The sequence below is a fragment of the Saccharibacillus kuerlensis DSM 22868 genome, from assembly GCF_000378145.1.
In the GTDB taxonomy this organism is placed as follows: Bacteria; Bacillota; Bacilli; order Paenibacillales; family Paenibacillaceae; genus Saccharibacillus; species Saccharibacillus kuerlensis.
In genome coordinates, this window is the sequence record NZ_KB899287.1 from 115,156 (window position 1) to 137,282 (window position 22,127).

The 22,127-nt window shown below is 49.1% G+C and carries 21 protein-coding genes; 3 read left to right on the plus strand and 18 right to left on the minus strand.

Annotation, left to right across the window (positions count from 1 at the left end):
* Window positions 1-90: 90 nt before the first annotated feature.
* The gene (gene hrpB / locus F456_RS0112875) at window positions 91-2,664 is read right to left on the minus strand and encodes an ATP-dependent helicase HrpB (RefSeq protein ID WP_018977452.1); all 2,574 of its coding nucleotides are present in this window, start codon (window positions 2,662-2,664) and stop codon (window positions 91-93) included.
* Window positions 2,665-2,897: 233 nt separating this feature from the next.
* Between hrpB and gluQRS the strand changes: the two genes are divergently transcribed.
* The gene (gene gluQRS / locus F456_RS0112880) at window positions 2,898-3,845 is read left to right on the plus strand and encodes a tRNA glutamyl-Q(34) synthetase GluQRS (protein WP_018977453.1); all 948 of its coding nucleotides are present in this window, start codon (window positions 2,898-2,900) and stop codon (window positions 3,843-3,845) included.
* A 147-nt stretch (window positions 3,846-3,992) separates the two neighbouring features.
* Here gluQRS and F456_RS0112885 read toward each other — a convergent pair whose 3' ends face one another.
* Both F456_RS0112885 and F456_RS0112890 read right to left on the minus strand, forming a co-directional pair.
* Entirely contained in the window at window positions 3,993-4,367 is a 375-nt protein-coding gene (locus tag F456_RS0112885; protein ID WP_018977454.1) for a DnaJ family domain-containing protein, read from the minus strand.
* A gap of 200 nt (window positions 4,368-4,567) precedes the next feature.
* Window positions 4,568-5,365, minus strand: a complete 798-nt coding sequence (locus tag F456_RS0112890) for an SDR family oxidoreductase (RefSeq protein WP_018977455.1) — start codon at window positions 5,363-5,365, stop codon at window positions 4,568-4,570.
* A 378-nt stretch (window positions 5,366-5,743) separates the two neighbouring features.
* On the opposite strand from F456_RS0112890, the gene F456_RS0112895 reads away from it, so the two are divergent.
* Complete coding sequence (locus tag F456_RS0112895; RefSeq protein ID WP_018977456.1) at window positions 5,744-5,983, plus strand: hypothetical protein; 240 nt, start codon at window positions 5,744-5,746, stop codon at window positions 5,981-5,983.
* A gap of 101 nt (window positions 5,984-6,084) precedes the next feature.
* On the opposite strand, the gene F456_RS25020 is transcribed toward F456_RS0112895, so the two are convergent.
* Window positions 6,085-6,924, minus strand: coding sequence for a methyl-accepting chemotaxis protein (locus F456_RS25020; protein ID WP_018977457.1), 840 nt, complete (start codon window positions 6,922-6,924; stop codon window positions 6,085-6,087).
* A gap of 185 nt (window positions 6,925-7,109) precedes the next feature.
* Here F456_RS25020 and F456_RS0112905 point away from each other — a divergent pair, with 185 nt between their 5' ends.
* Entirely contained in the window at window positions 7,110-7,505 is a 396-nt protein-coding gene (locus F456_RS0112905) for a winged helix-turn-helix transcriptional regulator (protein WP_018977458.1), read from the plus strand.
* Between the two features lie 50 nt (window positions 7,506-7,555).
* Here F456_RS0112905 and F456_RS24545 read toward each other — a convergent pair whose 3' ends face one another.
* The 14 genes from F456_RS24545 to F456_RS0112975 form a co-directional block, all read right to left on the minus strand.
* A complete protein-coding gene (locus F456_RS24545) occupies window positions 7,556-7,696 on the minus strand; it encodes a hypothetical protein (RefSeq protein WP_018977459.1) in 141 nt (46 codons plus the stop codon).
* A 178-nt stretch (window positions 7,697-7,874) separates the two neighbouring features.
* On the minus strand, window positions 7,875-8,246 hold the full coding sequence (locus F456_RS0112915; protein ID WP_018977460.1) for a hypothetical protein: 372 nt from the start codon (window positions 8,244-8,246) through the stop codon (window positions 7,875-7,877).
* A gap of 208 nt (window positions 8,247-8,454) precedes the next feature.
* Window positions 8,455-9,711: a polysaccharide pyruvyl transferase family protein gene (locus F456_RS0112920; protein WP_018977461.1), complete on the minus strand. Its 1,257-nt coding sequence runs from the start codon at window positions 9,709-9,711 to the stop codon at window positions 8,455-8,457.
* Window positions 9,712-9,737: 26 nt separating this feature from the next.
* Entirely contained in the window at window positions 9,738-10,466 is a 729-nt protein-coding gene (locus tag F456_RS0112925; protein ID WP_018977462.1) for a PIG-L family deacetylase, read from the minus strand.
* Window positions 10,467-10,516: 50 nt separating this feature from the next.
* The gene (locus tag F456_RS0112930; RefSeq protein WP_018977463.1) at window positions 10,517-11,914 is read right to left on the minus strand and encodes a sugar phosphate nucleotidyltransferase; all 1,398 of its coding nucleotides are present in this window, start codon (window positions 11,912-11,914) and stop codon (window positions 10,517-10,519) included.
* Between the two features lie 69 nt (window positions 11,915-11,983).
* Entirely contained in the window at window positions 11,984-12,889 is a 906-nt protein-coding gene (gene galU, locus F456_RS0112935) for a UTP--glucose-1-phosphate uridylyltransferase GalU (RefSeq protein ID WP_018977464.1), read from the minus strand.
* A gap of 48 nt (window positions 12,890-12,937) precedes the next feature.
* The gene (locus tag F456_RS0112940; RefSeq protein WP_018977465.1) at window positions 12,938-14,404 is read right to left on the minus strand and encodes an MOP flippase family protein; all 1,467 of its coding nucleotides are present in this window, start codon (window positions 14,402-14,404) and stop codon (window positions 12,938-12,940) included.
* Between the two features lie 37 nt (window positions 14,405-14,441).
* On the minus strand, window positions 14,442-15,572 hold the full coding sequence (locus tag F456_RS0112945) for a glycosyltransferase (protein WP_018977466.1): 1,131 nt from the start codon (window positions 15,570-15,572) through the stop codon (window positions 14,442-14,444).
* A 37-nt stretch (window positions 15,573-15,609) separates the two neighbouring features.
* The gene (locus tag F456_RS0112950) at window positions 15,610-16,752 is read right to left on the minus strand and encodes a glycosyltransferase family 4 protein (RefSeq protein WP_018977467.1); all 1,143 of its coding nucleotides are present in this window, start codon (window positions 16,750-16,752) and stop codon (window positions 15,610-15,612) included.
* Entirely contained in the window at window positions 16,745-18,076 is a 1,332-nt protein-coding gene (locus tag F456_RS0112955) for an O-antigen polymerase (protein WP_018977468.1), read from the minus strand. Before F456_RS0112955 ends, F456_RS0112950 begins: the two co-directional genes overlap by 8 nt.
* Before the next feature lie 39 nt (window positions 18,077-18,115).
* Entirely contained in the window at window positions 18,116-19,456 is a 1,341-nt protein-coding gene (locus F456_RS0112960; RefSeq protein WP_018977469.1) for a UDP-glucose dehydrogenase family protein, read from the minus strand.
* A 32-nt stretch (window positions 19,457-19,488) separates the two neighbouring features.
* Window positions 19,489-20,649: a glycosyltransferase family 4 protein gene (locus tag F456_RS0112965; protein ID WP_018977470.1), complete on the minus strand. Its 1,161-nt coding sequence runs from the start codon at window positions 20,647-20,649 to the stop codon at window positions 19,489-19,491.
* 75 nt (window positions 20,650-20,724) lie between these two features.
* Complete coding sequence (locus tag F456_RS0112970) at window positions 20,725-21,417, minus strand: sugar transferase (protein WP_018977471.1); 693 nt, start codon at window positions 21,415-21,417, stop codon at window positions 20,725-20,727.
* Window positions 21,418-21,475: 58 nt separating this feature from the next.
* A complete protein-coding gene (locus F456_RS0112975; protein ID WP_018977472.1) occupies window positions 21,476-22,111 on the minus strand; it encodes a CpsD/CapB family tyrosine-protein kinase in 636 nt (211 codons plus the stop codon).
* Between the last annotated feature and the right edge of the window lie 16 nt (window positions 22,112-22,127).

Consider the following 22,127-nt stretch of genomic DNA (forward strand, 5'->3'; position numbering starts at 1 on the left):
TGTTAAATCCTCCTTCAAAATTGAATTGGGATTTGTGCTCGCTCTTTATTACCCTGCAAGCGCTTGACGAAACCTCATGCCGATTCCGCTTCAATTTCTCGGGCGTACATGTCGTGTAGCTTGAGCTTCGTTCGGATCATCGGGCCAGTAATGCTTCGGATAGCGGCCTTTCAGGTCCTTTTTGACTTCAAAATAGGTTTCTTTCCAGAAGTTCGCCAGATCGGACGTGATCTGTACCGGTCGCCGCGCCGGAGACAGCAGCTGAACCGTAACAGGAACGCGGCCGCGCCCGATACGCGGCGTTTCCGTCTGCCCGAACATTTCCTGCAGCTTGACCGCGACAAACGGACGCTGCGGATCACTGTAATCGACAGCGATTCGGGAACCGCTCGGCACACTTAAACGAGTCGGCGCCTCCGTATCGAGCGTCTTACGCTGCTCCCAGGTCAGCCGCTGTTCCAAAAGCTGTACCAGATTCAGCTTCCTGAGCTGTGCTGCGCTGCGGATGCCTGCCACGTAAGGCCGAAGCCAATTATCCAGTTCCTCCAGCAGTGCTTCGTCGTCCGAGGCGGGAAAGTCCGGATCGGCCAGATGCATGAACATCATACGATTCTGCAGATCGCGGGCCTCCCTGCTCCAAGGCAGCAGCCGTCCTCCGCTTTCCCGAATACCTTCAAGCAGCGCAGCAGCTACGGCATCCTCATCCGGGGATGAAGCTTGAACAGCTTGGAGGACCACCGCACCGATGCGCCGTACACGCTGCGCCGATACGGCTTCTCTCTCCTTGTCCCACACTACCCGAACTTCTTCTGTGCCTTCCTCCACAGCAAAGCGTTCAAGGTCTTCAAGCTCGAGCGGAGCCGCCAGCCAGATGCGACCCTCGGTTCCCTGATCGTCAATGTCGGCAGCGACCACATACGGCTCGCGTGACAGCAGCTCCCGCTCGGGCAAATAAGCCCCGCGCCCGCCGCTGAGCAGGAAACGTCCCGATTCCCGCCGGCGGCCGACCCGATCCGGGAAAGCATAAGCAAGCAGCAGCCCTGCACGGCGGATATCGCCGGACGATCCGGCAGGTACTCCCGCTATGCGGCGCAGACGGGCCGCACGTTCCGCAGCCCGTTCGTTCGGCGTACGCAGAGCGCTTCCAGCCGCTGTTGAGACAGCGCTCAACGCCTGGAGGCGCGGAAGCAGCGAGACCGCGTCCGTTACGACTCCGCCAGCTGGCACCGGCGAAGAAGCCTGCTCCTGCAGCAGAGCTGCAAGGTCGCATGCCTCCGCTCCGAGGCCAAGATCAAGCGCCCGTCGGATCATCCGAGCCAGGCGCGGATGCACGCCCAGGGCACTCATGGCACGGCCTTCGGACGTAACGACGCCCTTATCGTCTATCGCATGCAATCGGCGCAGCAGTTCCTGCGCCTCGGCGTAGCCAGCTTCCGGAGGCGCATCAATCCATTCAAGTTCCGCCGGATGCCGAATACCCCAGGCGGCTAGTTCCAGTGCCAGCGGAGCCAGGTCGCTCTGCAGCATCTCCGGCACTCTTGCCGCCGGCATTCCCGCTTCTTCTTCTTTGCTCCATAGTCTATAGCAGATTCCGGGAGCCGTACGTCCCGCGCGCCCTCGCCGCTGATCGGCCGACTCCAAAGATTCCGTCAAAGTCACAAGCCGTGACATCCCTGTCCGGGGAGAAAATATCTGGGTTCGGATCAGGCCGCTGTCGACAACCGCCGTAACCCCTTCGACCGTAATACTGGACTCGGCAAGCGTAGTCGAAAGCACAATTTTACGCTTCCCGTCGATGGAGGCACGGACCGCGCGTCGCTGCTCTTCACGGCTTAGTCCACCATGCAGCGGCAGGATCTCTGCACCGGGCAGTCCTCCGCTGCGCATCAATTCTTCACGGGTTCGCGCGATTTCGCGTACACCAGGTAGAAACACAAGAATTCCGCCCTCTGTATCGTCCCATGCCTGCCTTACTCCCTGTGCGGTTCGACGCTCAAGCGGCAGTTCACGCGAGCCTCCCAGGTGAACCGTCTCGACCGGATACACCCGCCCTTCGCTTCGAATGACTTCCGCTCCGCCCAGCACCTGTGAGATCGGATGAGGGTCGATTGTCGCCGACATGATCAGAATGCGCAGATCTTCGCGCAGGACGGCTCGGCTCTGCAGAGCGAGGGCGAGTCCCAAATCGGCCTGTAGATTACGCTCATGGAATTCGTCGAAAATAACGAGTCCTACCTCCTCAAGCGACGGGTCGGACTGCAGCATCCGGGTCAGAATGCCTTCGGTCACTACTTCGATCCGCGTATCGGGACCTGATTTGCTGTCCAGCGCGATCCGGTAACCCACTGTACCGCCGGCCTTTTCTCCAAAAGATTCCGCCATATAATCAGCAGCCGACACTGCGGCAAGCCGGCGCGGTTCCAGCATTAGAATTTTCAACCCTTTTAGCCATGGCTCGTTTAGCAGCCCGGGAGGTACACGAGTCGTCTTGCCGGCTCCCGGCTGAGCAATTAGAATAGCGGGCCGATTTTGCGCCAATACACTTTTTAACTCCGGCAGAACCGAATCGACGGGAAGTTCCGTTTTTAACCCTCGCCGTTCCTTCCTTTGATTGCCTAAAGCAGCTTCGTTATCGCGGCCGCCTTCTTTATGATCCGAATCCATGTCTCTCAGCCCCGCTTTCTATAATCAGCCTGTCCTCTTGTTTTTATCTGTAATGCCTTTTGTATGCTTTATGGGTCGATCCGTTTTCTTCGATTTTCAATTTATCGTATAATTCGATTTATCGTATAATAAATTTCGTGACCGATCGTTGTCTGTCGATCCGGCAGCATAAGCTTTTATTTTATCAAATCTTTTATTTGATCTCTATCAAATCTGGTAAGGAAGTGAAAATGATGAGACGCGGACGTTTCGCGCCGACCCCGTCAGGCAAAATGCATCTGGGAAACGCACGTACGGCACTGCTGTCCTGGCTGCATATGCGTTCGTTGGGCGGCGAATTCATTCTCCGCATGGAGGATATCGATACTGCGCGCTCACGCAAGGAGTGGGCTGAACTGGCACTGACCGACCTGCGCTGGCTCGGTCTAGATTGGGATGAAGGCCCGGATATTGGCGGCCCTTACGCACCGTATACGCAGAGCGAACGTTTAGAGCGTTACGAGGCCGCCTTTCGGCAGCTTGAAGCAAAGGGCAGTCTCTATCCCTGCTACTGCAGCCGCGCAGACATCCTGGCCGCGGTCAGCGCTCCTCACGGCTTGTCATCCGAAGGACCGGCCTATGCAGGGACTTGTCGTCACCTGACTCCGGCCGAACGCGCGACAAGAGGACTGCACAAAGAGCCTTCTCTGCGCTTTGCGCTGCCGGAAGGCCAGGAAGTGATATTTACGGATGGAATTGCCGGTCCGCAGACCTTCCCTCCTGGCAGCGGAGGCGATTTTGTGATCCGCCGTGCCGATGGACTTTATTCGTATCAACTATCCGTTGTCGTGGATGACGCGGACATGCTCATCACCGACGTGCTGCGCGGCTCCGATCTGCTTGATTCCACGCCCAGACAAATTCTGCTCTGCGAAGCGCTGGGCTTGGAGATACCAGAATTTCTTCATGTCCCGCTGCTTAACGGTCCCGACGGTAAACGTCTTGCCAAGCGTCACGGTGGAATTGCCATTTCCGCTCATCGCGAAAGCGGTACGCCGCCAGAGCGGCTGGTCGGCTGGCTCGCTTACGTTAGCGGGCTGATCGACCGTCCCCAACCGGTATCGGCTTCCGAATTAATCGATTCGTTCGATCTGGCCCTGATTCCGAGGGAACCCATCGTTGTCGATGTGCCTCATATCTAATTTTAGATTCGAAAATTTTAGCCCATCCACTGTACGCTTCATCCGCTTTTCAAATTTGAGCAGCTCCGATATACGGGAGCTGCTTTTTTGATTTCCCTTCTTAGCAGCGAATACTCCGATTGCAAAATCGCTGTAACACCTGTAGAGTTACCTACCGTCTAGACGTTCACGGATTTTGTCCGCATACTCCGTATAGGCTCCGCCGCTCCATCCCCGTTCTTCCTCGACCATACGCAATTTGAGTTTCTTGGCCGTCAGCCGCTTGGCGATTCCTTTGCGCTCCTCATCGGATTGACAGACGGCAAGAAGATCTTCAAGCTCCAGACATTCTTTGCGCAGCATCATCTCTTCCGGCAGCATGCCGGCATTTTTCAAAATCCGATACGGAACCCGAAGCTCTTCCGGCACACCGGACAGATCGTCCAGCTCAATCGGTTTTCCTTTGCCGGGAAGATTGTCCAATTCTCCGTTTCGAATCGCTTCTTCGATTTTTTGCTCCGCCAACCACGATAACCACCCCATCTTCGTCCCTCCCTTTTCCGCAATTTGAATTTTGTTGTTTTATTATACCTTATTCTCTCATCTGAACCGACAGCTTGTTTCTTTAAATTCAATTTCTATTTCATACAAATTTCACGTAAAAAAAGCCTATCCGTAGAAGTGATTATCCCGGATAGGCTTTTAAATCATTCATATACAATCTGGATTCTCCTCAACTTCGATCAGAACAGAAGCGATTCGCCGCCATCGACTGTGATCGAAGCCCCTGTCACATGCCGGGCTTCCGAAGATGCCAAGTACACTGCCAGGTCAGCCACCTCTTCCGGCAGGCCATGACGTCCGGCAAGCGGATGATCTCCGCCGCGCGGGAACTCGAGCGGAATGGCAATCTCCTCCATCCGTTCATTTGTTTCGGTCGTCTCGTCAATATTGGTTGATATCGCACCCGGACAAATCGTATTGACACGAATTCGATAGCGTGCAAGTTCCAGTGCCGCCATTTTGGCGAAAGCAACCTGACCGGCTTTTGACGTACTGTAGGGTGACATCCCAATACTGGAGAAACGGGTATTGCCGTTTACGGAGCTAGTAATGACAATACTGCCTCCACCCCGTTTTTTCATGTATGGAATCGCGAGTTTGACTGACAGGAACATTCCGTCGAGATTCACGCTGATTGTCTTCTGGAATTCGGTCAAATCCATGTGTTCAATCGGGCCCATCGCTCCATTGATCCCGGCATTGGCGAAGACGGCATCCAATCCGCCAAACTGATCATTCACCTGTCGATAGGCCTCCTCCATCCCTTCCGGGTCGGAGACGTCGACTGTGCAGACAAGTCCCGAACCGGGCCGGATCGATTCCAGCTCTTCACGTACTTCTTCGGCACGCTCGGGATTCAATTCGAACAACCCTACATTTGCGCCTTCACTTGCAAATTTCAGCGCAGCTGCTCGGCCAATGCCGGAACCCGCGCCTGTTACAATTACAGTTCTGCCTTCAAAACGTGGTACCGACATAACGATACACTCCTTCGCATTCATTAGTATCTGCAATAACTGCGTATCCTGAGCAGTTAGACGGCTGCCCTGAACAGGATAATCATTACCCTAAATGTTCCGGAGTTTAATCATTTTCCGTTTTTTCATTCTATTTTCGAAAATTGATTAATTATTCATGCAAAAAGGTTTTCATAAATAGTCTTGATAGGGTAAACAATTATTAAATTTGATTGGCGATCGTGCCACCGAACCCAAACAAAGGAGGAATGTGACAAATTTTCGAAAACAATTTTAAAAATAGTAACCTTTACGAAGAAATTTAATTGTTTTTTAATTTGTTTTTAAGGAATGACGTTTATAATAAAATCAGGATAAAGTATAAATGAGGTGAATGTAGTGAAAACGACGATTACAGTTCAAGAAAAACTGGTTCCCGTTTACATTGACGCCGAGAACACACAACCTGCTCAAAAAATGCTTAGACTGCTGTCGAGTGCCTTGGATAATAAGTTAAGTAACGGTAAAAGAGCTTTGAAAAAATGTATTGGTTCCTTGATCAGTATTGAGATTGTAGGTTCTGAAGCCATTTTGCACTCGTACCGTGAAAGCGATACGCTGGCTCTGTCCCTCTATTGAGTTGAGTCGGCGTCTCTGCTCGGTACATAAAAAGACATTCCGGATTTCCGGAATGTCTTTTTTCTATATGCGGTTTGACAGTCTCGAACTGCACAGGTCGATTATTTCATTCGGCTGCGCTCTTCCAACAAATCCTTCGTAAACTGTGCAAACTGTTCGCTTAATCCGGCCAACCGATCCGTAAGTCCCGTAATTTCTCCAAGCAGCTGAGCCTGCTCGTTGGATGCTTCGGATACGGAAGTGATTTCTTGTTCCATGCGGATAATACTGCCTTGAACATTGTTCAGCGCTTTTTCGATATTTTGCGTTGCCTGCTTCGTATCTACGGACAGCTTGCGGACTTCGCTTGCAACGATCTGGAAACCTGCGCCCAGTTCGCCAACTCGAGCCGCTTCGATCGCCGCGTTGAGGCCCAACATATTGCTTTGCTCAGATATCTCCCGGATAAAAGCCGTCACTTTATTGACTGCCCGAGCATCGTTCACAGCGCGTCCCGAATTTTCTTTGATTTCAACCGTTGCGGCCGCAAGCTGCTGCGATTGGGCGGCAATCGACGAAACAAAATCGCTGAGCGAGCGGCTCGCTTCTTCCATCTCGTCGCGGAATCCGTTCAGAAACTGCTCTGTCTTCAATGTATAAGCGATGGCAAGCGCTCCAATGACTCGTCCGTCTTCATCAAATACCGGAATACCTTTAGCATCAATTTCAACACCGTAAGCAGCAGCCGGAATTCGTGTACTGGACATTTCGCCGGCTAAAGCTTTTTTCAGATTGACATCTTCCCGAGGAATAGGTGTTCCGGCAGACAGACCGAAGTCGAGATCCGTAGAAGGCGCATAATACAGAAACTTCTCCGTATCAGTAATTCCAACCATGAAGTCGTCTTTGGTCATTTTTTTCAAGTAAGGAATACTGAGCAAAAGCGCATCGAGAGTATTCATTGATGTCCCTTCTTTCCTATGGCAGAGTTATTGTGGAATTCATAAAAGAAAGGTTCTTCCTTATTCTCACAAACAAACACAAAATAATGAGTAAAATCTGCATTCTCTTTTGAATTCATGATATAATCAAGAAGATAAAGGAACCTGCAAGACGGCTTTCTTTTGGAAAGTTTGGAGGTGAACACATGAAAACTTCAACACTTTGTCCTCGTTTTGAACGGGGTATGCAGATTCTGTCGCAGCGTTGGAACGGTCTGATTATTTATCGCCTGCTGTCGGGCCCGCAGCGCTTCTGCAATATTCAATCGGCATTTCCGGTTAGCGGACGTCTGCTGTCCGAGCGTCTGAAAGATCTTGAGAAAGAAGGGATCGTTGTACGCCACGTGTATGCCGAGACACCGGTAAGAATCGAGTATGAACTGACGGAAAAAGGACGAGCCCTCCAGTCGACCATCGAATGCATTCAAGGCTGGTCGGATGAATGGATCGAAGAGCAGCTGCGCGAAGAAGAAACAGAACAAGCCCTTCACAGTTCAGAAGAAACATGCGAAGAAGCCGCGGCCGGCTCTAAGGCCGAATAGGAGGTTCCTCTTGGAACCTCCTTTGTGCTTTCTACGGTGTCCGTATGCCTTTAGGAGGTCAATCGGTGAACGTTTTTTTCCGCACTTTCGGCTCTACGGATGCGGATAGCCAGCAGTCTGGCCAAATTTTTTTTCGTCTGATCGTCGGTGACTCGGCTCAGCTTGGTCCAAATGAAACGGTCGATTGACATGCGTCTCATCTCCTTGGAATTGAAGAATGGAAAGTCATACTGCGTGGACAAGGTTTTATGACTGATTTGTCTCGAAGTGTATCCGTAACGTATACGCCGTAAATAACCGCATTTTTCTTATCCTAAACCCGAAAGCAAATGTAATTTTCTTGTTAAATCCATCCGTTTCCATATCACTTCAAAGTCCGTACGCGCGTTCCGCTTCCATGTATTCCGCATAAATTTCAAGAATCGGACGCATTGTCCAGGAGCCAATAAACGCATAACGAAGAATAGGGGCAGTCCGATCCGCACGACGCTCTTCCATCAACTCCGTTAAGAAAGGCTCTGCGGGCACAACCTGGATAAGCGCCACTTCCTCTATTTCCATCGACTCTACCTCTTGCCCTGCGGAATTACGGTCACGCACACCAATTACTCCCGTAAATCGAAATAAAGCCCTTCCTCCGTCCCACAACCTAAATTCGACCCTTGCGGCCCCTTCCAAAAGCATTACCGATTCAATAATGCCGTCGCTAAGCGAAATATCTCCAATAAACAGCTGCTGCATATCTAAATTTCTTCCTTTCGTGTTAGATCTTATGCACCAACGGATGGCCTTTCTATCCATTGAGATCTGTTCCGCCGAACTGTTCGCTAAGGGTAGCATAAATTTTTCTTTTTGCCTATTGGGTCTTTGCTTGCGCAAAAAAACCTTTACCGCTTCTGTTCGCGATAAAGGTTTTCCTGCGCAGCCCCCTGCGTAACTACCGATCGGTTTAACCAATTTGCAGCGTTGCTGCTTCTTCAAGCCCTTCGGATTGCTGTTGGGTTTGGCCAGCAGCGGGAAGTTCTCCGAATACTTCGTTGAAGATAGTCTGACTTTGAATCTCCGCCGTTACTGCCTTGATTTTGATTGACTCTTCCTCACGGCGTGCAATCATCAAGTCAATTTTACGTTCGATTTCGCGCTCTACATGCGCAAGATCGCGTACGTCGAACATATACTCTTTTTGTCCAAAACGTCCGAGCAGTTCCTGGTATTTGGTCGCCCATCCGAGCGCCAGCACCGGAATTCCGTCTTTATACGCATGAATGATGGAATGATAACGCGAAGCAATAATAAACTGGAACTGCTCCAGAATATGATGAATTTCAATACAATCATATTCGTTTTCGAGCAGTACAACACGGTCATCGTTCGGATAGCTCTGCTTGATCCCTTTGCAAATCTCCAGATCTTCCGTTGAATGACGCAGCAGATATACATTCTTGCCCCGACTCAACAGATGATCGGTCATTTTCCGGTAGGCCTGCAGCAGATCCTCACGCGAGCCATATTTCATCGTCTTGACGTTTGGCACGATCCCGACCGAATTGGTTTTGACGACAACTCGAGGATTCGGCTTATAAGCGCCTGGTTTGAACAGCACATCCAGATTATAGGCACTGCTGCCCTGCAGCACCAAGTCCATAGAACGTTTTAAGTTATGGGTGGTGAAACGGCTTAAGAACTGCATACCTTCATCCTCACGCGCGTATATGTAGGACGGATAAGTGATATATTTTTTGATCAGCGCCATGATGATCGACTTGTATTTGCTTTCGTAATTGAAGGGTCCGAACGACTGCGGCATCAGTACCATCGGTATTTTATAACGCTTGGCAAGCATGATGTTGACAAGATAATTGACCGAGTGACGGATCGTAAACTGGGAAGAAAGTGCAAAACCGCTAATATCGATAATCATATCGGTATCTTTCATAATGCGTTCCATTTCCGAACGCGTCACATTAACGTGATTAGCGTTTGGAACAAGTTTTCCTAAAGTCCCAAAAAGCCCGCCCAGCATTTCGATTTTTAACTTTTTGCCGATCTTGATGATGTCAAACGCATACCCGCGATCCGGGTCGATGCAGTTCACCAAAATTTCTTTGTCGGGATGACGCTTTTTGATTTCGTTAATTACGGTAAACGTCATGGCTTGTGCGCCCTTGTTTTCCATCTGCCCGCCCACGATCAATATTTTACTCATCCGTTCACAGCTCCTTTTATACTTTTTTAGTCTAGCACATAAGGCTTATGATAATAGGAAATCGGATTGGCGATTGCCGCATCGATTTCTTTTCGTACCGAATGATAACCAATGGCAAATTGTTCTCGCTGGGGGTCCCACTTTTTATATTCGCGTAGGGAAGCGACAACCGATTCGCGATTGCTCTCAGGTCGTTCTTTCAAGACCTCCAACTTTCGACGAGCCTTCTTGGCTTGGCGTAGATTGTAGGGCTCGATATACAGCCGCAGATCTGCAATTTTCTCCTGTTGGTACAAATTGAGCGCTGCTCTGCCCATGTTTGCATGGTCCCGATGGTTGCCTCCTAGATCGGTAAACGTCTTAATCCTCGCTCCATGATAACGATCCGCAAATTCACGGATCAGCGCTTCACAGGCTTCGACCGTCGTTGTCCCATCCTGCATCTCCTGCACAACATGTACATTTTGCGCCGGAAGACCCAATGCTTCGCAAGAACGCAAAAACTCATCGTTGCGGCAGCGAATCAGATCGCTTCGCCCAAGCGGCGTGTAGCCTTCTGCTTTCGGGTTCAGCAGCTTTCGATGCATACTGCTTTTCGTTTCACCATTGAGTTGACGAAAAACATTGGAAGACGAACCATCCGTATATAGAATCACATGGCATTCGTCGCCGGTATTCAAATGATTGCGAATACCTGCTCCGAATGTCAATGCTTCGTCGTCCTGATGGGGTATGAAAAATAAATTGACTGCCATCGCCGCCTGCTCCTCCGCTTCCTTATAAAATGTTGCCTTGTTTCGGCGTTTTATCGTGCACTTTGACCAGCTCCGGCCACTTTGGCTTCTCTGCCGCTGCAATGGCTTTCGATATCCTGCCAGCTGCTGAACATTTCCTCAAAGTCTTCCTCCTGTACGACTATGCCTTTTTGCACTTCAATATACTCGATATCTTGTGAGGCTTTCAGGCAGTGATACGTACCCGGCTCAATCGTTACCACATCTCCTGCCTTGACTGGAGTAATGGTTCCTTCTTTTACAAGTGTTCCTTCGCCGCTGATAATCGTCCAGACATCGGTACGGTGCATATGTTTACGGTAGCCCAGATTTTTACCTGCACCAAGACCGATACGCTTGGTCAGCACTTCTGTGCCATCATCGAACTTGGTGTAATCGAGCACTCGATACCAGCCCCAGCGGCGCTCTTCGTACATTGGACGCTGTCCGGCTTTGACCATATCCTTGACGCGCGGGCTTGCAGCTTTGTCCGATACTAAAATACCGTCCGGACTAACGGCGACAATGGCATCGGAGATTCCGATGATTGTAACCGGAATATCCAATTCATTGATTAAATGCGTATTTGAAGAGTCATCACTGAGGGTTCCTTTGCCAATTCGTTCCAGACCCATATTTTCCGTCAGCGTATTCCAAGTACCGAGATCTTTCCAGTATCCGTCGTAAGGGATGACTGCGATATGCGGCTCTTTCTCTACCACTGCATAGTCAAAGCTGATCTTCTCCAGCGATGCGTAACGCGCCAGCAGTTCTTCGTACTGAATCGGCATGCCTTCGCGCAGCAGTGTATCCATCATATAGCCCAATTTGAAAGCAAATACGCCGCAGTTCCAGAGCGCTCCCTGCTCAATCAACCGTTCTGCCTGATCTTCACTCGGTTTTTCGGTAAATCGACCAACCGTTTTATAACCGCTGCCGTCTCCTTCCGATGTCGGAACGATATAGCCGTACTTGGAAGAAGGATAAGTCGGGTTAACGCCCATCAGCGCCATCTTGGCCCCGGAATTGTGCAGTGCGCCTTCCAGATCCCGAATCCGATCGAAGAAAAGATCGTCTACATAAGGGTCAACCGGCAGAATACATACCGTTTCATCCAGGCTTACTCCTTGCGCGTATAAATACGAAGCCGCCAACGCAATTGCTGGGAATGTATCCCGGCGCTCCGGTTCGACGATAATCGGTACGCCGCCAAGCTGGTTTTGCAAAATTTCGACCTGTACCTTGCTTGTTGCGATAACGGCCGAATCGGCAAGTCCGGCTCCCTTGATCTGTCCCCAGACCCGCTGAACCATCGATTCCATTTCACCACGTTCATTTTCTAACACTTTCAGAAATTGCTTGGATCTTGCGTCGTTTGACAACGGCCATAACCGCTTACCCGAACCTCCGGACAACAGTACTAATTTCATGTTCATCCCTCCATTCTATTGATTCGAATCGATCGACTCTTCAGCTGCATACTCATGATGTTGACGGGATTAGACGATTTTAAGATTTTCTTTATGTGCCGACGCCAGATCTCCTGCCAGGCTTTCGAGCAGATACTCACGCAGTTCGTCGCCCAGTCCTTGACGTTTAAGTGCATAGTCGACATTGGCTTTCAAATAGCCAATTTTGCTGCCTACGTCGTAGAGGGTGCCTTCATAACGGAAGCTGTACATTCTGGACAGCTCAGCAAGTGTTTTCAGCGCGTCCGTCAATTGGATCTCTCCGCCAACTCCTGGTGTCTGGTGCTCCAGAATGTTCATGATTTCCGGCTCCAGAATGTAACGGCCGATCATCGCCAGGTTGGACGGTGCATCAACTTTCGGTTTTTCAACGAGATCCGTGATCAGGTTCAGGTTATCGGTCAGCTTATCACCTTTGATGACGCCGTAGCTGCTCACGTCTTTCCAAGGTACTGCTTCAACAGCGATCATATTGCCGCCTGTGCGAGCCTGTTCATCCATCATCTGCTTGAGGCAGGGAACTTCGCTGTCGATGATCATATCACCGAGCATTACGGCAAATGGCTCGTTGTGAATAAACTTGCGAGCGCACCAGATGGCGTGCCCCAGACCAAGCGGTTCTTTCTGGCGTACGCAGTGTACTTCAACCAGATTGGTCACTTCACGAACGATGCTGAGCAGCTCTTCCTTGTTCTTCTCTTCCAGATCTGCTTCCAGCTCGATATTTTTGTCGAAGTGATCTTCGATCGCTCGCTTACTGCGTCCTGTTACGATAATAATGTCTTCGATCCCCGAGGACATGGCTTCTTCCACAATATATTGAATCGTCGGTTTATCCACGATTGGAAGCATTTCTTTAGGCATAGCTTTTGTTGCAGGTAGGAATCTCGTTCCAAGGCCGGCTGCTGGGATAATCGCTTTTCTAACTCTACTCATTGTTAACGTCCTCCTTAGTGTGTGTAAGCTTATTTAACGTAATCACCGTCATTTTGCTAACTTAGTCTTACTTATAAGCCTATTCTTAACGTTTTGAAACAATTCTTTATTAAAAAGAAAAATTACGGCAAAGTAGATTAGTGCTCCAACAGCAACTTGGATAATAAAGTTTGCCTCATGCGAGAAGACGGCTACAGATAAATAATTAATGATCAGTACACCGACAACCATGATCAATCCGTAAGCAAGTCCGGGTGCCATGCTGCGAAGATACTCACGCAGACAAGGTCCGATCGTTTTCCGCATCGCGTATTGATATTGAATCACGACCATTGCGAACTGAATCAGTACGTAGGCAATGCACGTTCCCATAATCCCTCCAACATACGTACCGATCGCAAGACCCGGAACCTGGACGGACATACCCATCAGCGTATAGCGGAAGTACATATCCATCCGTCCCTTGGCCTGCAGGAGCGGTTGAATGGGAACGACTAGCGAGCGCAGGAGCATCGCTACGGCAAGTACTTGGATCAGAATAATGCTCGGCTCCCACTTGTCTCCAAATACGAATGGAACAAGTACAGGCGCCGTAACCAGCAATCCCATATAGATCGGAGCGTTCAGATAACTGACAAGGTTGACGGTCTTGATATAACCGCTTTTCAAACGTTCGAGATTGTCCTGCATCTTGGCGTAGAGAGGAAGGCTGACCGTATTGATCAACGGAGCCAATTTCAGTACCGGCATTGTGCAGAGCTGGAAAGCGAACGAATAATAACCGAGTGCCTGAGCGCTATATAAACGTCCGATAATGATATAGTCGATATTCGACATCAGCGACTGGATCACATTGGACGACATTTGATAGGCACCGAAACTCAGATAGCCTTTCAAATCTTTTGTAGCAAAATGTAGTGCGGGTCTCCATTTCTTCCAACCCTGGATAAGGAGAAGCATGGATTTGACGAAGGCATTGCCCAAATTCGACAGAACCAACGCATAAACGCCCATTCCCGCTGCCGCGCCGCCGACCGCCAGTACGAAGCCGACAAAGTAGGAAGCAATCTGAATTTTCGCGATATTATCGAATTTCAGTTCCTTGCGGAACAGCACTTCGAACTGCTGGCCGAAGGCCGGAAGCAGGCAGAGCAGCGCCATCCAACGGATTGGATTGATCAGCTCGGATTCTTGATAAAACCAGGCGACAAGCGGTGCCGAGAAAAAGATAATAACGGCGATGAAAGCTCCTGTAAACAAATTAAGTATGTACAGACTGGATAAATGATTCTTGGTTACGTCTTGACGGTGGATAATGGCGTTAGAGATTCCGGCATCGGTTAGATTGACCGCAGCTGCTACGACAACCATCGTCATGCTCATCAGTCCGTAATCGACTGGACTGAGAAGCCGGGACAATGCGACCAGCTGTAACAGCTGAATGACGATTGTAACGATGGTAGCGATACTCGACCACTTCGCCGCTTTTATCCCTTTTTTTCTTAACGAAGACATGTCGCCACTCCTTTGATTGCTTTTCTGGGTTTATCCGTTACAAGTTATCGATAAAATCCAGGAGCGTGTTTACTTTGGCATCCCAGGCATGACGCTTTGCCATATCCCGAATCGCCACACGATCCGAACCTAACGCCAGTGCTTCTTCGACCTTCTGTGGAAGATCTTCGCTGCCTTGGTAAAAATGAAGGAACTTCTCCTGACGGCGAAGCAGCTCTGGCGTTTCAGTAACGACAACCGGAAGCCCTGCAGCAGCGTACTCATACAGCTTCATAGGACTTCTTCCCGCATTGGCCGCGTGATTGCTGAGAGGCAGCAGTGCTACATGCGAATGCTGAAGATACGCCGGTACATTGGCATATTTCTTCGCTCCTAGAAAATGTACATGAGCAAACTCTGCGAAATCACGCCGGGTCTCATCGTTAACCGGTCCAATAATGACAAGACTAATGTTCGGCTTTTCTTTTGCCAGAAGCTTAAGACCTTTGAGATCGAGTCTTTCGTCTAATGCTCCTACGTAAATGGCACGTGGACCGGGAATCGATTTCAGATCGTCCGGTTCAGCCGCCGGAGCAGAAAAATGCTCGTATTCCACGCCGTTTTCCAACAGAAGCGTCGGAACTGACGGATTGTATTCATGCAGTTCGGACAGTACCGGACCTGACGTAGATACAAGACCGTCGACGACAGACATCAATGTCTGTTCCGCCGAAGCGATCGAGGCATCGCCGGTCATTTTGCTGTAGATGTCCGTCGGACGATAGATCGTCACTTTGGGCGAAACCAACTTTTCCAACCCAACGAAGCGCGGCTGGTCGATCAAGAGCAGGTCTACCGAATCCATGTTATGCTCCCGCATCACTTTTTTAATCGACGGCAGCATCCAATTTTTCTTGGTCCGCTTGAAGATCGGTCCGGCAATCTCCCAAGGCAGCATCGACATCGGAACGGAATTGACCACCGCCGAAGTATCGACACGTTTGCCCTGTAATATTTGGAAACGCGCTTGGATGTCCCTGTCTTTCCATTTAAGCAAATGGAAAGGACTAAGCGGCGTACTGACATGAATGACCGAGTGTCCCAGCTTCTCCAATTCCCTTGACAGGTGATGAGAGCCGACTACAAACGGACTGCCCATATACGTATGACTTGCAAACATAATATTCATTTCAGCTCTCTCCTTTCCGGTATCGGCAGCCAAGCCGTCAGGCCTGCGCCTTACGGCTTTCGCTCCGGGCAGCCTGACTTGCAGAGCGGCCTTCCACATGGACTTTCACTTCAGCCAGTGTTTCGTACGCACATTTCTCCCAAGAGAACTTTGCAGCCTGTGCCAACCCTTTGCTTTTCATTTCTTGTCTCAAATCCGGATCTTTCATAACGCGGGCAATCTTCTCAGCAATATCTTCCGGACGGTTCGGATCGCAGTACAGCACGGCATCTCCGCATACTTCCGGCAGCGAAGCCGTATCGGAAACAACGACCGGACATCCGCAGGCCATTGCTTCAAGGGGGGGGAATCCGAAGCCTTCATAGAAGGACGGAAATACGAAGCAAGCCGCGCTATCGTACAGCGTTCGCAGTTCGTCATCCTCGACATAACCGACATGCCGGACGTTCTCACCAAGCTCGGTATCTTCGGATTTGAAGATTTTCGGATTTGCGCCTCCGGCGATTACAAAGTCAAATCCCTGATCGCCGATCAGTTCGGCGGCCCGTACGATGGAACGAAAATTTTTGTTTGGACTTCGGCTGCTCACCGCCAGTACGAATGGTCGTTCCAAACCTTGCTTCGCCGTAAATTCTGGTGCCGTACCCGTTTGAAGAACATGCTCTTTACCGTGATAAATGACCCTAATTTTACTTTCGCGAATGCCGCAGTGACGAACAAGTTCTTCTTTCGAATTTTCCGAACAGGTTAAGATCAGCGGCGAAATACGTCCAAGCGTTCGGAACATCAGCTTATACCACAGCTTGAAGGCAGCCGAGTATGTATCAGGTACCGAATAGACGGCAGCATCATGCAATGTGACTGCCTGTTTGCGTTTCAACAGCGGAGCCGCATTACATAGATTCAGCAGAAAACCGTCTTTTGCCAACATGGGCAGCGAGAACTGTTCCCACAATTGTCCGCCAAAGCGTCCGGCTTGTCTTACTTCCATATGACGTGTACCGAGTTCGTGAATATCGCCCGTCGGTGCAAGCACGATGAACTCGTACCCGCGAACAGCCGGATCGTCCCGGGCAATCAATCGGTCTATCGTACGCAGAAGTTCGTAAGCATATCGCTGCACCCCGGTTACCGAAGCTTTCAAAAAGCGGCCATTAATGTAGATGCGCGTCTTATTCACCGGCTCCCACTCCTTTCAGCCGCCAACTGGTCAGCTTTTTGCGATTGTAATGAAGAATCAGTGTAAATGCGAGAATAATAACCCAGCACGGGAAGAAGCGTCCGCTGCCGAAATAAAAATAGCGCGGAATTTCCAATACGCCGACGAGCCAGATTGGATAAAGCATCATTCCGAACGTATGACCCTTTTTGAAATGGTTGTACAGCAGTCCTGTGAAGAAGCCGACAATTACCCAGAATATGAGTGCGCCAGTCAGACCGTAATCGTTGTACGGCTGCAGCAGCCCCGAAGGGTTATTGAATTCCGGATTGCCCATCGTCGCCAATGTATTGTTGATAAGCGCCTGCGGCTCAAAGCCGTATAGGGATTCGTAAGCATCATTCGGCACTCCCGGGAACTTCCATACAAATTCTGCGGTCGAGCTGGGAAACGGAAGCCAATGGAATCCGAGATGTTCGAAGTACAGTGTGCCCGTATTGATCGCAGTCACGTAGTAACCGAAGAATCGGGTCACGATAAATTCCCAAAAAGAAGGATAATAATTGACGTAGTAGCTCAGCCAGGAACGATAATATTCACTGACTCCAAAAAATCCGATAAGTGCAACCAAACCTATGATCGGATATACTCCCACAAAAGGTATTTTGCGGTTCATTCTGGAACGCATCGAGAAGTAGACGACAGCAGCCGGAACGATAAATTCCAAGATGGCCAGACGTTCCAAGAAGAAGATTGACCGCATCATTGTAAGCAGGAACACGGCCGCCAGCATCCATATGTAAATCTTTTTCTTGTTATAGAACAGATAGTAACCGGTCAAAATAACAAACGGGATACTGAAGTTGGTAAATGACGTAACACCCGCCACATTGTCAAAGCTTTCCTTAATCCCGTAAATGGCACCCGGTTCTCCGCTCAATACACTTATGAATAGATTAAGGCTGAAACCATTGCGAAGCATGATCAAAAACCAGACTGCATAGCCGAACATGGTAAAAGCGAACAGCAGCAATATCCACATCTTAATGAAGGAATCCTTCTTCTCCATCACTTCACCAAAAGCATTGGATGGCTTCATTCCTCGTCCTGCCAGAAGAGCGATCACACCTCCGAGTATGAAGCAGACCACCGGAAGAATTGAATAGATAATATTGGTTTCGTTAATAAATTTATTGACCCGGTAAAAGGACAGGTAGCTGCTCGACGGAATATAATAAGCGCCAATCAAAATGAATGTCATCAAAAGCGCAAAAGTCACGATCGGGTTCAGCCACCAGATCCGGATGCTTCCGTTACCGACTTTGGCTTCCCGGTTGTGTTTCATTATCTGCTCCTCCTCTCTGCCAACTTGCATGGCCTCGGATCAGTCCGAGGCCACCGAATTGCGAAATGGCGACAGGCTTTCAAGTTCCGGCCGGCCGATTGAATAATATTGGAATGTTGTTTCTGCCAATTGGTCTCTCGAATAGACATTCCGTCCGTCGATTAATACCGGCTGTTTCATTATGCCGTTCAAATGCTGCAGATCGACTTCTTTGAATTCTGCCCAGTCAGTCAACAGGCACAATGCGTCACAGCTCTCGGCCGTTTCCATAGCGGATTCACACCACTCCACATCGCCTTCGTTTGAGAAGAACTGGCGGAAGTTTGCCGTTGCAATCGGATCATAAGCTTTCACAACAGCGCCTTCTTTCAACAACGTCTTGATGATATCAAGAGCTGGTGCCTCGCGAACATCGTCCGTATTCGGCTTGAAAGCAAGTCCCCAAATGCCGATTGTCTTGCCCTGCAAATTACCGAGGGAATGATTCAGCTTGGAGATAATGTTGAAGCGCTGATCATTATTCACTTCAACTACTGATTTAAGAAGTTTGAATTCATAGTCTACGTTGCCTGCAATCTGAATCAATGCATTCGTGTCTTTCGGGAAGCAGGAACCGCCATATCCGATACCCGCTTGCAGGAACGAAGAGCCGATCCGCTTATCGTAACCCATCCCTTTTGCCACATTCGTTACATCTGCACCGACTTTCTCACAAATATTCGCAATTTCGTTTATAAACGAAATTTTGGTGGCGAGGAATGCATTTGATGCGTACTTGATCATTTCTGCGCTGCGCACTTCGGTAATCATAATTTCATCGGTTAAAGGTTTATGAAGTTCTGTCAATGTAGCCGCTGCACGTTCGCTGCTTGTCCCGATAATGATACGGTCTGGACGCAGTGTATCTTTGACCGCCGATCCTTCACGCAGAAATTCGGGAATCGATACGACATCAAAAGGATGCGGACTCAGTTGACTGACAATCGCCTTAATCTTGTCGTTTGTTCCGACCGGCACCGTACTCTTCGTTACTACGATTTTGTAGCCGTTCATTGCAAGTGCAATATCTTGGGCAACTTGCTCGACGTATTCAAGATTTGCTTCACCGCTTGGCAAGGATGGAGTACCAACGCAGATGAATACGACATCCGCTTCCTGCACCGAAGTTGTCAGATCGGAGGTGAATTTCAAATTGCCAATTCCGGTGTTTTTCTCAATCAGCTCTTGTAGACCAGGTTCATAAATCGGGACCTCGCCCTGCTTAAGACGCTCGATTTTAGCTAGATCTTTATCTACACAAGTCACTTGATTGCCGATCTCGGAAAAGCATACGCCCGATACAAGACCGACGTAGCCTGTTCCTATAAATGTAAGTTTCATAACAGCATGTCTCCTTTAATTTGAGATTCGGCTTAAAGTACCCGTGTAATCATCCGTTCAGCGCCGAAACGTCGTCCGTCCTCGTGCTGTTTGTTGTGAATATGAGTTTGCAGATTTTGCCGGAATACTTCAGGCGAGAATCTCATTGCATTTTTACGGCAGTTGGCTGGCAAAATTTTAGACTTTTCCTGTTCGAAGCGTTGTACCGCTGCTCGAATGGCCGCAGGAGATTGTTCACTGTAGAACACTCCGGTCGGTGCAATTTCATCCAACCCTTTGACTGTTTCCAAAGCTCCGCCCTTGCCGTAAGCAATAACCGGTGTGCCGCAGGCCTGCGCTTCGACCGGCGTAATACCGAAATCTTCCTCCGCTGCGAAAACAAATGCTTTGGCCCGCTGCATATGATCGACAAGTACATGGTCCGCCTGATACCCCAGAATTTGAATATTAGGCGTTTGGTGTTTTTTCACTTTTTCCATGTCCGGTCCATCACCGATAATAACGAGCTTTTTGTCAGGCATTTGCGAGAAAGCTTCCGCGATCATGTCCATTTTCTTGTAAGGAACCATACGTGAAGCCGTCAAGTAAAAGTCTTCTTTTTCCTCTTTCACCGAAAAAGCTGCCACATTTACAGGAGGATAGATGACAGATGCTTCTCTCCGATATACTTTCCAAATGCGGTTAGCAATGAACTGCGAGTTGGCCACGAAATGGTCAACGCCATTTGACGTTCGATAATCCCACATCCGGATGCGGCTGAGAATAACTTTTGCCATCGTACCTTTGATCCCTTTTTGCAAACCAGATTCTCTTAGGTACTGAGGCTGCATATCCCAGGCATAACGGATTGGCGAATGCACGTAAGAGATATGAAGTTGGTCGGGACCGGTAATGACGCCTTTTGCGACTGCATGTGAACTGGACAGGATCAAGTCGTAAGACGACAAATCGAATTGTTCGATTGCAAGCGGCATCAGCGGTAAATATTGACGATATTTTTTCTTGGCCAGCGGCATCTTTTGGATGAACGAAGTATGTACGTTCTTCCCCCGTAAAAACCCTCGGTCCTTCTCCGGCATGAAATCGACCAAACTATAGATTTCAGCTTCCGGGAAGATCAGAATCATTTGTTCCAGTACCTTCTCCGATCCAGCGTAACTGGTCAACCAATCATGAACGATTGCAACTTTCATTCGGATTCATCCTTTCCCTCTGTTTATAAAGTCTGTCCCGTTACTCCTCGATCTTTCGCTCAAGCGCACTTAAGATTAATAGGCGCCTTTTTTGAGCAGGACACTGACAACAGTCGCAAAAAGAATCCGAATGTCCAGCCAGATGGTGCGGTGGTAGACGTAATACAGTTCAAGATCGACACGTTCGGGATAACCGACATCACTGCGACCGCTAACCTGCCAATATCCGGTTACACCAGGTTTTACCGACAGCAGATCGTCTTTGCGATCTTTGTACTCTTTCAACTCTTGTGCTACGATCGGGCGTGGACCTACCAGGCTCATTTCTCCTTTGAGGACGTTAAGCAGCTGTGGCAGTTCATCAAGGCTTGTTTTGCGAAGGAAACGGCCAATTGACGTAATACGTGGATCTTCGTTTTGTTCGAGTTTGTAGTTATTGGCGACATATTTCTCATACAATGCTTTGTCTTCTTTTAATCGCTGTTCGGCATTTGTCGCCATTGAACGGAATTTGTAGATGCTGAACATATTCGAATTTCTGCCAAATCTTTTTTGTTTGAAAAAGATTGGACCTTTTGGATCTTCAATCTTAATCAGTATGGCCAAAACCAAAAATACTGGAGACAAGAGAATCAGTCCGATCAGAGAAGCCACCATATCCATACTCCGCTTGGTTGTATTGAATACGATTCCCCGATTCCAGGTTAGATTTCTAAATGCACCTTCGTTATACTTTGTTGCTTCGGCATCGTTATTGACTACACTCATGATTTCCCCTCCAATTATCTAGGATGTCTAAGAATGTCGAGAGCCGGCAGTCGTCACGTTACGCCTTGTTCAACACTACGCCCAAGATATGAGCATTGACATGTTCCATTCTTTTTTTAACTCTTTTAAGTTCCTGTTTGGTTACTTTGCCTTGATTGGCAACGAGTACAACTCCATTTGACATCGTGCCAAGAATTTGAGCATCCGACACTTTCAATGCCGCCGGCGAATCGATCACAACAACATCATAGTAAGCGGACACCTCTTGCAAAAGTTCCTGCATGCGATCAGAACCAAGAATTTCTGAAGGATTCGGCGGAATCGCCCCTGATGTAAGGACCGTCAAATTCGGGATAATTGTTGCAGAAACGGCCGCTTCAATACCGCATTGACCGCTCAGTACATCACTTAGCCCACGTTTGCTTGACCCCGGAAACACACGCTGCAGTGAAGGGTTACGCAGATTTCCATCAATCAACAGTACTTTCTTGCTCTCCTGTGCATAAGAAACGGCCAGGTTGGTTGCAGTCGTCGTCTTGCCTTCATTGCTGCCCGCCGAGGTTACCAGCAGGATTTTTGAAGAGCGGCCCGTTGCGGAGAAACGAATATTAGTCCGCAGCGTACGATATGACTCCGACGCACTTGAATTTTTGTTAGCCACTAAATACGGACTGTTGCTTATAGCTCTACTCATTGACATATCACCTTCC